We start from the raw sequence: 12,234 nt of genomic DNA, 5'->3' as shown, positions 1-12,234 counted from the left end.
TTAATCACCTATGTCCGGGGATGAGTTTTTGCGTACACCTGTAAAATATGCTTCTGCGACAAATTGGTGTAAATTTGGGTGGTACTAATGTCTGAATGACCTAAAATTTCTTGAACTACACGCAAGTCCGCTCCATTTTCTAGTAAATGCGTAGCAAAAGTATGCCTTAAAGTATGAGGGGTAACATTTTTTTGAATACCAGCCATATTACAATATTTTTTAATAATTTGCCAGACTGCCTGCCTTGTTAAAGCGGTACCGCGACTATTAAGAAAAATAAAGTCACAGTTTTGGCCTACTTTTAATATTAACGGATCCCGTACTTTTTCCTTATAACTATCTATCCAGGACAAAGCTACTTCGCTTATTGGAATTAACCGTTCCTTTGATCCCTTACCGAAAACTTTGATCAACTTCAGTTCTTCATGTAGATCGTTAAACTTGAGGTTGATTAATTCACTCACCCTAATTCCAGTTGCATATAAAGTTTCAAGTAACGCCCGATCGCGCAAACCCAGTTTCTTATTGGTATTAGGTTGATCAAGCAAATGATTGATTTCATCTACTGTGAGGGCTACAGGTAAAGAACGCCGTTTTTTGGGAGAATCTATTTCCAGCATGGGATTGATTTTTTGGATGTTTTGCCTTACCAGCCACTGATAAAATTTACGCAGACTAGAAATTAACCGACTAATTGAACTGGTGGCTTTATTTAAATCACGCTGTTGAGCCAAAAAGGCATCAATGTCAAGAGCTTTAGTTGGCCAAGTCTTTAAATGCTCTTTTTTTAAAAAATTGATAAAAGCAGTTAAGTCTTGCCTGTAAGATGTAATGGTGTTCGCGCTTAAACCGCGCTCAATTTGGCTGTATCTTAAATAATCTTCAACTTGTTCTGTTAAATTGTTCATTTTGCTACATCTTCAGGATCATTAATTAAAGTAATTGTACCTGCGTCCTTGTCTTCTACAATATAATTATTTTTGAGCAAATGCCCCAATGCACGCTTAAAAGCAGATTTGGAAATGCCAAAATAATTTTTAATATCTTCAGCATCTGATTTATCGTAAAAAGGCAACATTTTGTCGCTTTTACGCCGCAAACTCATTAAAACCATTTGGGCATCATCATCAATTTCTTCAAAAGCACGAGGTAAACTGCTTAAGTTTAGCCTGCCATACTGACTGATACCAACTACCCGGCCTTTGAACTGTTCACCTAAGCGCAGGGGACGCGCCATTTCTGAAGGATGGACAAAACCAAGATAATATTCTTTTGTAATCACAAAAGCTCCTACTTCACGTGCAGAATAGACCGTTCCAAAGACATCTTTGTTTTTCATGTCATCTGGAAAATGAGCAGCAAGCTGTTCAAAGATATTTTCATCAGCCAGCTTTGCCCAAATACGATCCTTTTCATCTGTTTCTAAATGAACTAAAAGCTGGTCATCTGGGCGAGGCCACCGATCTTTATTAAAAGGTAAATCATCAAGAGATATTACAACATCTTTATCCGGCAAACCAATGTCTACAAAAACCCCAAGGTCATATTTAACTGCTGTGACCTTACTCCAACCATATTGGTCTTTTTGAGCAAACGGCAGGAATTGGGTCATTTCACGATTATGTTGTTTATCGTCGTATAAAAAACCCTTGATTTCATCCCCCAGTTTAGGCTTTTCTTCCTGCGTGATTTCTTTTCTTTTTAATTCATAAGTAATGCCATCAATTTGCACGAAAAAAGAATTTTCATTTTGATCAATAATTTTACCAGCTGCGATGGTGCCAAGCATAATTTTCTCTCCTAAATCTAAAATTGGGATCTTTAAACAAGTATATCATTTTCAAAGTATTTAGCTCTAATAGTCATTTGACTTTACTAGTAATATCTATTGTATCATTGCCTAGTGTATTTAACTCAAAACAAAATAGCCAGTGACAACCACTGACTATTTTGACAAATGAACTTAATTAAAGATTTGAAACTTCACCTTGGTAAATAGCACCACGACGAGCATCAACAGTAATAGTAATTCCACTACCAATCTTTTCAGTTGCATCACTAACACCAACAACAACTGGAATACCTAATGATAAACCAACCACAGCAGCATGTGAAGTCAAGCCGGAAGCTTCAACAACTAAACCGGAAGCCTTCTTGATCGCTGGCATGTAATCAGGGTCAGTAGTCTTGGCAACAAGGATGTCTCCCTCTCTAGTCTTGCTAATTGCTTCTTCGGCACTGTTAACTACAACTGTTTTACCAACAACTGAACCGTTGCCTACTCCTAATCCTTGAGCTAATTTGCTACCAATAATTTGGAGTTTCATCAAGTTGGTTGTACCTGAGTCACCAACAGGAACACCAGCAACAATGATTACTAAATCACCATCTTGAACATAACCTTGTTCTTTAGCAACTTTAGCTGCTACTTCGAACATATCATCAGTAGAAGCAGGTTTTTCAGTAAGCAAAGGTTGAACACCCCAAGAAATGCCAAGTGAGTGTTGGATCTTCTCGTCAAAAGTTAAAGCTAAAATGTTAGCATTTGGACGGTACTTGGAAATCATTCTTGCAGTATAACCAGAATTAGTTGCAGTAATAATGGTTTTAACACCTAATTCTTGTGCAGTCCGCACAACTGATTCACCAATAGCTTCAGTAACGTTTGAACCCTTGTATTCTTCAAATCTTTGCAGAGCTAGAGTGTTACGCTTAAGAAGTTCTCGTTCAGTTCTTTCATCAATTTCAGCCATTGCTGAAACAGCTTTAACTGGGTACAAACCATTTGCTGATTCACCAGAAAGCATAGTGGCATCAGTACCATCAAGAACTGCATTGGCAACATCTGAAACTTCAGCACGAGTTGGACGAGGATTTTCTTGCATTGAATCAAGCATTTGGGTGGCAGTAATAACAGGCTTACCAAGTGCGTTTGCTCTCTTGATTAAATCTTTTTGAACAAATGGCACATCAATAAATGGAATTTCTACACCCATGTCACCACGAGCAACCATTAAACCATCTGAAACTTGCAAGATTTCGTCTGCGTTATCAATACCTTCTTGTGATTCAATCTTAGGATAAATCTTAACGTAGTCACAACCAGCATCTTCACACAACTTACGAATATCAAGGATATCTTGCGCCTTACGTGCAAACGAAGCAAAGATAAAGTTAATGCCATGAGCTAAACCAAACTTAATGTCATCAGCATCTTTTTCAGTAATTCCTGGGAGGCGAATTTCAACACCAGGTGCATTAACACCCTTCTTAGAACCGATAACACCAGTATTTTGAGCTTCACAAACTAGTTCTTTCTTTTCTTCGTCTTTTTCTTTAATTAATAAGTCAACTAAACCATCGTCAATTAAAACGTGACCACCAACGTGGGTATCACAATAAAGACCTTCGTAAGTAACATGAATCATGTCCTTGTTACCCGGTTTAGAATCGTCCATTGATACACGAATTTGGTCTCCAGTATTAATGGTAAACTTGCCACCTTCTTGATCAGTGGTTCTAATCTCAGCACCTTTGGTATCTAAAGCAATACCAAGTACTAAACCAGTTTCTTTTTCAACTTGACGAACCATTTTCATCCGTGAAAGATGTTCAGCATGGTCACCATGTGAAAAGTTGAAACGAAATACATTTACGCCTGACTTAGCCAGAGCTGTAATAGTTTCAATATCATTTGAAGCTGGCCCTAAGGTACTAACAATTTTAGTTTTCTTCATTATTTAAAAATCTCCCCAAAATCGACTATTATTTAGTCATTTCTTCATTAATGTCAAGTAAAGACTGTTCACTGGCGTGCTGTTCATCAAACAGGTCCAGAATATCGTGGGTTTCTAATTGACCATTCTCCATGCCGACAGCTAAACCGCCTTTACCATCGAGAAGTAATTTAACCGCATAGTTACCCATTTTTGTGGCATTAATTCTGTCCAAAAGGGTTGGTGAACCACCGCGTTGCATGTGACCTAGAATATTTGCTCTACAATCAAAGTCACCGTATTTTAAAAGCTCTGTTCTAAAATCAGCAGCATTCATGACACCTTCAGCTAACACGATAATACCATTATCTTTGCCATCTTTAAAGCCGCGCTTTAATCTTTCGGCAATTGCCTTAATATCGTATTTTCTTTCCGGAACAACAATTGCATCAGCACCGGAAGCCAGACCTACACGCATAGCAATATCGCCGCAATCTCGTCCCATAACGTTAACTACGAAAACGCGGTGATGGCTGCTGGCAGTGTCTCTGATTTTGTCAATAGCTTCCATTGCAGTATTGCAGGCAGTGTCAAGACCAATTGTATATTCAGTATACGGAATATCATTATCAATAGTACCTGGTAACCCAATTGAATTAATACCCAAACGTGTTAATGCCAAAGCACCGTGATATGATCCGTCACCACCGATTACAATAATAGTATCAATATCATGCTTTTTTAATTGTTCAACACCCTTCTTTTGCACTTCTTCTTGTGCAAATTCAGGATAGCGGGCACTGTAAAGAAAAGTACCACCAGAATTAATCATATGGTCAATGTTTTCAGCAGTTAATGTAACAAAGTCACCTGCTACAAGGCCGGCAAAACCATAACGAATACCAACAACACCAAGACCGTGATGAATAGCGGTTTTTGTAACAGCCCTTACGGCTGCATTCATACCTGGAGCGTCGCCACCGCTCGTTAAAATTCCAATTCGTTTCATGAATTCACCTCATCAAGATTATTGTGTAATTTCTCACATCACCTAAATTTTAACATTCTTTCAGGAAAAAATCTCACAAAAAATGATTTAAATTCTTGATTTAACAGTCTTTTTCGATGTTAGCGTTAACAACAGCTACTTGCTCAAGTTTACGCAAAAATCACTCTTTGAAGTTGACAACCTTTAAATTTGTCAATACATACTGTTTTTTACTGGAATCAATACGGTCATTCTGTATTTTAATACCTAATAAGTAAATTCCACCTTCCTTTAAATTCGATTGAATTTTATCATAAACATTAGGAAAAATAACAATATCCTGCTTGCTGCTTGAATCCGCAAAGCTGCCAAACGCCATTGTTTGCCCATTTTTGGTTCTAATTAATTTTAAATTTAACAGCTTCCCCACTGTTATGCCTGACTCATGGATTTCAAAATCACTTAAAGGTCTGGCATTAAATTTTTGAGCATATTTTTGAACTGCTAATAATGGCGAAGTTAAAGTGGAAAAACCCAAGGCTTCTTCTTCCATGCGGGCCTTTTCCTGTTTAGTTGGTGCTTTAGCCGGCTCAATAGGTGCTCCGCCTAAGCTTTCAGCAAGTGCAAGATTTCCCTGCGTTAATTTAACGTTTTCAACTATTTCAGTACTATTTTGTAATAACTCATTTCTATTAGAGTTAAGTTGATCAAAACAGCCAGCTTTAATCATTGATTGTATTACTTTGGTTTGAATAAACTTAGGATCAATTTTTCGCAAAAAATCACTTAAAGACTTAAAATTGCCATTCTGTCTTTTCTTGATTATTTCCTTCAGAAAATCAATCCTGATACCCTTAATTGCCCGCAAGCTGACTAAAATTTTGCCGTCAATCACCTGATAATTTAAGGTACTTTTGTTAATATCAGGAGACAGAATTTTTACCCCGTCACCTTGTGCTTTCATCACATATTCAATTAACTTATTTTGGTTACCAGTATTTGAATTAAGCATAGCTGCATAAAATTCAGCAGGATAATGAACTTGCAAATATGCTAACCAAAAAGCAATCATTGTGTAGGCCACAGCATGGGAGCGGTTAAAGCCATAATTTGCAAATTGTTCAATATAGTTATAAACCTTGGCCGCTACTTGTTTAGTTTTGCCTTTTTTGACAGCACCGGAAATAAAGCGCGATTTTTCTTTCTCAATAACGCTCTGGTCCTTTTTTGACATTGCTCGTCTCAAGATATCGGCTTCACCTAAAGAGAAACCTGCTAAAACTTGAGCCGTTTGCATTACTTGTTCCTGGTACACTAAAACGCCATAGGTAGAAGCCAAAATTGGTTTTAAACTTGGATCTGGATACGCTACTTTCTGCTTGCCCTTTTTTCTGGCTATAAAAGTCTTGATATTTTGCATTGGGCCTGGCCTGTAAAGAGCGTTAACAGCAACTAAATCTTCAAAGTCGTCAGGATGTAATTCACGCAATACATTTCTGATCCCGCTTGATTCAAACTGAAAAACCAGCTCGGTTTCTCCTTTTTGGAAAATTGCTAAAGTTTGAGGATCATTCAAAGGTATTTTATTAAAATCGATTTTTTTACCTTGTGTTCGTATTAATTTTTCCGTATCCCCTAAAATTGTAAGATTTCTGAGACCTAAAAAGTCTATTTTTAATAATCCCAGTGATTCGACATATTTCTTTGTTTGCTGAGTGATAGGTATGCCCAACTGACCAGATTGTAAACCAGCAATCGCGGCAATAGAATTATCACTAAGGACTAGACCGGCTGCGTGAATAGAATAGTGCCGCGGTAATCCTTCCAAACCATTTGCCGTTTCAAAGAGCAGCTTATTTTGCGCACTGGCATTCACTAGCATTTGCATTTTCTTTGAGCCCTGATATGCTTCTTGCAAAGTGATTTTACCTTTAGAAAAAGGTACGCTGTTTGACCATTTGCTCATTTGCATTTCTTGCAAGCCAAAAACGCGTCCCGTATCCCGCAAAACTTGTTTAGCGGACAGAGTACCGAAGGTAAGAATTTGAGCCGCATGGTCCATACCGTATTTAGTGAACATGTATTTGATGACATCGTCTCTGCGATTATCAGGTATGTCTAAATCAATATCTGGCATTTCGTGTCTTGCCGGATTTAAAAACCGTTCAAACAGTAATTTATATTGTATAGGGTCAACTTCCGTGATGCGCAGTGAATACGAAACTAAGGAGCCACAGGCAGAGCCGCGTCCCGGCCCCATAGCTATATCAGAGCGGTGGCAATAATTTACGACATCCCAAACTATCAAAAAGTAATCGTTAAAGCCCATTTGGTCAATAACCTGCAACTCGTAGTCCAGTTGTTTTTGATAGTTTAGCGGTATTTTATGCCCATGAAAACGGTCCTGTAGACCTTGTTGAGCTAAAGAATTAAGATAATCCTTTGAGTTAGCAAACTGGTCCTGTTTGTATTTAGGCAAAACAGGTGTTTGAAAAACAACTTTGGCAGCACAAGCATCAGCGATTTTGCCCGTATTATTTAGAGCATCATCCAAATTAAGCTCATGATAACGCTCACTTATTTCCTGAACTGAAGGCAAGTAATGTGAGCCTTTTTGTTTTGCCAACTCAGAAATATCCTGCATTACAGCGCCTTTTTTAATAGCTTGTAAAGTCTTGCGCAAAAATTGATCCTGCGGTTTCAAGTAGCATGTGTCTTCAACACTAACAAGGGGCAAGTCAAACTGCTTAGCAATCTGCGTGACGTATTGAATATAATTTTCTTGTGAATTGCTGCCGTAAACGCCTAAATATAATGAACTGGTCTTTGGCACCAAACTAATTAAATGCCGGATGAAATTAGTGCCCAAGTTTTCATTCTGTAGCTGCAAATTAAGTAACTCACTATGTGTATTTGCAGGTGTGATAAAAATCAGTTCATTTAAATCTTTAGTTAAGTTTTCTAGAGTCAGGATTTTGTCATTAGTACCATTATCAGTTAGCAGATTGATCCTACTTGATAATCGTAAAATATTGCGGTAGCCTTCATCTGTTTTAGCAAATGCTATTAAATCATATTTATGCGCACTATCAATTAGACCATTAAGTCTCAACTGCATCCCTAAAAGGGGCTTAATACCAACCTCTTGTGCTACTTCGTAAAAGTTAACTAGACCGTATGTGACATTAATATCCGTTAGCCCTACGGCATCATAGCCTAAATTTTTAGCGGTATTCAATAAATTTTTGATCTTTATAGGACTTTCTAAAAGCGTGAAAGCACTAAGATTTTGCAGAGCAGCATATTTCATTTTTGCAGCCACCTTCCCTATAAATTAGTATACCAAAAAGCTATCTTCTGGATTGAAAACGTGCATAATTTTTGTTAAAATTCATGTGTATGAAAGAAGGAACCACTATGGGTCGTTATATCGTGACTATTTGCTGGAGCGTGGTTTACATGCTAATTGTAGGTTTCATCGCTGCTCCATTAACGCAAAATGTTTTTAATTTCAAAGAAGCTGCCATTGTTGGTTTGATTTTCGGATTGCTTTTTGCGGCAATCATTCCTACGATCACAGCTCACTCTCATAAAGATAAAAGTAAATATTCTAAACTCAAATAAAAAAGTCATTAGTCTAAAACTAATGGCTTTTTTGTTTACTTAAAATAATAATTTCGCGTTGAATCCAGCTTAATATTTTTCTTTTGCAAATACTCTTGAAACATCTCTACATAATCTTTATCCAAAATAGTTTCAATTTTATTTGGTGAATATTCCGGATAAAAACCACCGCCCATTGCCCGATAATTATTTACGGCAAGATGATATATTTTTTCAGCTACAATTGGTACTCCGTTTAATTCCAATTTAGTTAGGCGACTGCCCTGACTCTTAGAAATATCTGCATCATAAGTCAACGGATAAAACACATCAAAATTAAAAAGCAGGTTTTTATACTTAGGCTTGAAAACTACTTTTCCAGTCTGATCTTTTGTCAAAAATTTTAAGGAGTATTCAACAATATTACGCAATTCTTTGCCTGTCAACCTAACCTTGCACAATTGGTTGGCAAACGGATAATTTAGTAAAATATCACGCATAGTTACATCTTCGTTAAATCCCTGAGCCGTTTCACTCATTAGTGCTGTTGCAGAAATATCAGCTTTGGTAAAATAAAGTTGCATATTTTGAATTAAATTGATGAAGTCAGACCCATTAATTCTGGCCTGTTCAGCGTTCATTACTAAGGCTGGTTTTTCTAAGTGAGCAATTGGCTGATCCAGCCACAATTGTGTTTTTTTATCCAAACTAGCGCCTAAATTAATAATTTTATTGTCGGGAACATGATTTTTGCTATCCAATAATTCCACAGACATGTGTTGAATTTTGTTACTCTTATCAGCAATATCCATTACTACTTTGGCAACACATTCTCCCTTGTATCCCGGTTGAACAATAGCAGTATTATTTGAAATGAGCTTTAGCTTGCGGTGCTGGTGACCTGTTAGCATTACATCAATTTCTGGAATATTCTGTAAGATACGGTAGCCCTCATTCTCACCTGTTTTTGGTTCGGTTCTCTTACCAGTTTTTAGATCGGCTTCAAACCCGCCATGGTACAAAACGCCTAATACATCAACTTGCGGACGTAAAATTCTGGCTATTTTTTGAACCTGAGTAAAGGCAGATTCAAACTGTAAGCCTGTAATATGGTCTGCAGGCTCCCAAAATGGTATTCTCTGGGTCGTAATACCGATAAGACCAATTTTTAAGCCATTTTTATGCAAAATAACATAACTCTGACCAAAAGCTGACCGACCCGTTTTACGAGATAAAATATTGCTGTTTAAAAATGGTGACTGACTATATTTCAGATAGCTTTTTAAATAATCTTGACCAAAATTAAAGTCATGATTGCCGAGACACCTTGCATCATAACCAATCTCATTATAAAAATCTGCAAATTTTTTTAACACAGAGCTTTTATTAGCTTCATGAACATAGGCAGCAAGCGGTGAGCCTTGAAGAAAATCTCCGGCATCGGTCACAATCACATTGTCTGTGCCATATTTTTGACGTTCTTTTTCAATTAGACTGCTTACTAGGCTAAGACCAAAAGCAGCAGAATAGTCATTTTTATTCTGATAATCGGTAGGCATAATGTAGCCATGAATATCACTTGTGTGCAAGAAAACCAGTTTCATTTCAGCATGTTCATCTTTCTAAATAAAAAAAGACACCTAATTTTTGGTGTCTTTTAATTATTGGTTGTCGCTTGAGTTAGTTTGGTTAACTACTTGGCGACCTTTGTAATATCCTTTAGGTGAAACGCGGTGGCTTAAACGATATTCTCCAGTAGTTGCATCATAATGCATTGCTGGCACAGTTAACTTAATATGACCACGACGTGAACGTTTCTTTTGCTTAGAAGTATGTCTTTTAGGAACAGCCATTTAAATTGATCTCCTTTTTTGTAGAATTACGATTTTAGTTACTTAAAAAGTACCCAAAATACTTCACGTTTGTTAATGATACTATTGTATCCCGAATAAATCAAGCTATATTAGTTATTCTTGTTTTGATTATGTCCATAAGATCCCCAAAAATAACCAATTAGAACTCCAATAATAAGCATTAATACTAAAATAATGATTAAGGGCAGCTTGAATTTGAACAAGCCAAAATTAATAGCAACATTATCGGTATTTAAAACCACAAATATTACTGCTAATAATGTCAAAATTAAAGTAAAAATGAGTTTGATTTGCCTGCCTGTATTTTTCATATTTTGCACTACTTTCTTGAAGCAAACTTAAGTGATAATTTATCACCAATGGTGGGAAATAGATTATATAATTTGGCCAATATGCCCAAACTAACCGGTAAGTTAAGTTCACGTTTGTTACTGCCAAAGAAATGAACTACTTGCCAAGCAACATCATCTGGGTCAAGCATAAATCTTTGAACGTTTTCAGCATAATGTCCACTCTTATCAGCAATATTAAAGAAATTAGTATAAACAGGACCGGGGTTCACAGTCATCACTTTGACGCCAAAAGGTTTTAGTTCTAACCGCAGTACATTAGAAAATTGAATGACAGCCGCTTTGGACGCGCTGTAAGCTGCTGATTTCACTGTAGGAACCTTGCCGGCAATCGAACCAATATTAACAATTTGACCAGCTTTTTGATCTATCATTAAACGACCAATTAGACGGGTAAAATACATTAAACCCAAAACATTGACTTGGAACATTGCCGTCACTTCGTGACGATTTGATTCTAAAAAATTTTCAAATTTGCCAAAGCCAGCACAATTAACTAAATAGTCAACGTGTTTGGTTAATTTTACTATTTGTTTAAATGCGGCATCAATTTGATCACTATGATTCATATCAGCAACAATTGTATAAGCTGGAGCGCCGGACAATTCGTGTGTTTCTGAAGCTACCTTTGCTAATTTTGCCTCATTTCTGGCAATTAAAATCACTGTAGCTCCTCTACCAGCACTTTCTAAAGCAATAGAGTGTCCTATTCCACTAGATGCACCGGTTATTACAACTACCTTATTTCTCAGAGAATCACTCATTTTTCTCACCTTTCATTGGAATTACAATTCGATCAAAATCATTAGCCAACCTAGTATTTGGAAAAATCTTCTGGGCTTGGTTTTCTAATTTTTTGGCTTTAGCGCCTAAATATCTGGCAGAGATGTGGTTTAAAAACAAACGTTTAACCCCATTATCACGCGCAATTTTTGCTGCTTCAACAGCAGTGGAGTGATAATATGAATGAGCTAAATTTGCTTCATTGCCAGCGAAAGTTGATTCGTGAACCAGCACATCAGCATTTTGCGCCAACTGGGCAATTGCCGGTGTAGCACGGGTATCATAAATAATTGTCACTACTCTACCCGCCTTATTAAGTCCTAAAAAGTCCTTACCATCTAATATAGTACCATTATCTAGGGTAATTTTTTCACCATTCTTTAGTTTACCAAGTAATGGTCCATTAGGTACATTATATTGCGCTAATTTATCCATTAAAAGTTCACCCGGTCGATTATCTTCGACAACTCGATAGCCAAAACTAGGAACGCGGTGAGCTAACTTTTCCGCATATACCCTAAAACCATTGCCTTGAAAAATGAGTCCCCCTTCTTCTAAAACCACAAATTTGATCGGATAACTAATTTTAGTGCGTGAAACTTTTAAGGCTGTTCTGACAAATTCTTCTAATCCGGCTGGACCGTAAATTGTGATTGGACCAACATCCCCTTGAAAAGATCTGGTCGCAAGTAATCCCGGCAATCCGAAAATATGATCACCATGATTATGAGAAATAAATATTTTGGTTACTTTGCGTAGTCTGATATTCGTACGCAAAATTTGATGTTGGGTAGCTTCACCAACATCAAATAACCAAATCTCATTAATTTCATCGAGCATTTTTAACGCAATACTTGATACGTTGCGTTTCTTAGACGGTTGTCCTGCTCCAGTTCCTAAAAATTGTAACTCCATACTCT

The 12,234-nt window shown here is 37.0% G+C and carries 11 protein-coding genes; 1 reads left to right on the top strand and 10 read right to left on the bottom strand.

Annotated features, from left to right (window positions below; translation table 11 throughout):
- Positions 1-8: 8 nt before the first annotated feature.
- The 5 genes from xerD to JF73_RS04095 all read right to left on the bottom strand — a co-directional run bounded on the left by xerD (position 9) and on the right by JF73_RS04095 (position 8,014).
- Positions 9-908 (bottom strand): site-specific tyrosine recombinase XerD, encoded by a 900-nt coding sequence (xerD, locus tag JF73_RS04115; protein ID WP_046327083.1) that lies wholly within the window; start codon positions 906-908, stop codon positions 9-11.
- The gene (locus tag JF73_RS04110; protein ID WP_046327082.1) at positions 905-1,789 is read right to left on the bottom strand and encodes a CvfB family protein; all 885 of its coding nucleotides are present in this window, start codon (positions 1,787-1,789) and stop codon (positions 905-907) included. Before JF73_RS04110 ends, xerD begins: the two co-directional genes overlap by 4 nt.
- Positions 1,790-1,967: 178 nt before the next feature.
- The gene (pyk, locus tag JF73_RS04105; protein WP_046327081.1) at positions 1,968-3,737 is read right to left on the bottom strand and encodes a pyruvate kinase; all 1,770 of its coding nucleotides are present in this window, start codon (positions 3,735-3,737) and stop codon (positions 1,968-1,970) included.
- A 28-nt stretch (positions 3,738-3,765) separates the two neighbouring features.
- Entirely contained in the window at positions 3,766-4,725 is a 960-nt protein-coding gene (gene pfkA / locus JF73_RS04100; RefSeq protein WP_046327080.1) for a 6-phosphofructokinase, read from the bottom strand.
- 160 nt (positions 4,726-4,885) lie between these two features.
- The gene (locus tag JF73_RS04095) at positions 4,886-8,014 is read right to left on the bottom strand and encodes a DNA polymerase III subunit alpha (protein ID WP_046327079.1); all 3,129 of its coding nucleotides are present in this window, start codon (positions 8,012-8,014) and stop codon (positions 4,886-4,888) included.
- Positions 8,015-8,121: 107 nt separating this feature from the next.
- Between JF73_RS04095 and JF73_RS04090 the strand changes: the two genes are divergently transcribed.
- Entirely contained in the window at positions 8,122-8,328 is a 207-nt protein-coding gene (locus JF73_RS04090) for a YjzD family protein (protein WP_046327078.1), read from the top strand.
- A gap of 35 nt (positions 8,329-8,363) precedes the next feature.
- Here JF73_RS04090 and JF73_RS04085 read toward each other — a convergent pair whose 3' ends face one another.
- The 5 genes from JF73_RS04085 to rnz form a co-directional block, all read right to left on the bottom strand.
- Complete coding sequence (locus tag JF73_RS04085) at positions 8,364-9,911, bottom strand: bifunctional metallophosphatase/5'-nucleotidase (protein ID WP_046327077.1); 1,548 nt, start codon at positions 9,909-9,911, stop codon at positions 8,364-8,366.
- Positions 9,912-9,968: 57 nt separating this feature from the next.
- Positions 9,969-10,160, bottom strand: coding sequence for a 50S ribosomal protein L32 (rpmF, locus tag JF73_RS04080; protein ID WP_038522462.1), 192 nt, complete (start codon positions 10,158-10,160; stop codon positions 9,969-9,971).
- A gap of 110 nt (positions 10,161-10,270) precedes the next feature.
- Positions 10,271-10,492: a lipopolysaccharide assembly protein LapA domain-containing protein gene (locus JF73_RS04075; protein ID WP_038522459.1), complete on the bottom strand. Its 222-nt coding sequence runs from the start codon at positions 10,490-10,492 to the stop codon at positions 10,271-10,273.
- Positions 10,493-10,500: 8 nt separating this feature from the next.
- A complete protein-coding gene (locus JF73_RS04070) occupies positions 10,501-11,295 on the bottom strand; it encodes an SDR family NAD(P)-dependent oxidoreductase (protein ID WP_046327076.1) in 795 nt (264 codons plus the stop codon).
- Complete coding sequence (rnz, locus tag JF73_RS04065) at positions 11,288-12,229, bottom strand: ribonuclease Z (protein ID WP_046327075.1); 942 nt, start codon at positions 12,227-12,229, stop codon at positions 11,288-11,290. The genes JF73_RS04070 and rnz overlap by 8 nt, the downstream gene beginning before the upstream one ends.
- Positions 12,230-12,234 lie beyond the last annotated feature (5 nt).

It is taken from the genome of Lactobacillus helsingborgensis (assembly GCF_000970855.1).
Lineage (GTDB): Bacteria > Bacillota > Bacilli > Lactobacillales > Lactobacillaceae > Lactobacillus > Lactobacillus helsingborgensis.
Note: the sequence above shows the minus strand (reverse complement) of the source record. Positions and strands in the feature narration are given on the sequence as shown.

Coding starts and splice junctions, on each gene's coding strand:
- xerD (WP_046327083.1), bottom strand. CDS start 908: ATGAACAATTTAACAGAACAAGTTGAAGATTATTTAAGATACAGCCAA.
- JF73_RS04110 (WP_046327082.1), bottom strand. CDS start 1,789: ATGCTTGGCACCATCGCAGCTGGTAAAATTATTGATCAAAATGAAAAT.
- pyk (WP_046327081.1), bottom strand. CDS start 3,737: ATGAAGAAAACTAAAATTGTTAGTACCTTAGGGCCAGCTTCAAATGAT.
- pfkA (WP_046327080.1), bottom strand. CDS start 4,725: ATGAAACGAATTGGAATTTTAACGAGCGGTGGCGACGCTCCAGGTATG.
- JF73_RS04095 (WP_046327079.1), bottom strand. CDS start 8,014: ATGAAATATGCTGCTCTGCAAAATCTTAGTGCTTTCACGCTTTTAGAA.
- JF73_RS04090 (WP_046327078.1), top strand. CDS start 8,122: ATGGGTCGTTATATCGTGACTATTTGCTGGAGCGTGGTTTACATGCTA.
- JF73_RS04085 (WP_046327077.1), bottom strand. CDS start 9,911: ATGAAACTGGTTTTCTTGCACACAAGTGATATTCATGGCTACATTATG.
- rpmF (WP_038522462.1), bottom strand. CDS start 10,160: ATGGCTGTTCCTAAAAGACATACTTCTAAGCAAAAGAAACGTTCACGT.
- JF73_RS04075 (WP_038522459.1), bottom strand. CDS start 10,492: ATGAAAAATACAGGCAGGCAAATCAAACTCATTTTTACTTTAATTTTG.
- JF73_RS04070 (WP_046327076.1), bottom strand. CDS start 11,295: ATGAGTGATTCTCTGAGAAATAAGGTAGTTGTAATAACCGGTGCATCT.
- rnz (WP_046327075.1), bottom strand. CDS start 12,229: ATGGAGTTACAATTTTTAGGAACTGGAGCAGGACAACCGTCTAAGAAA.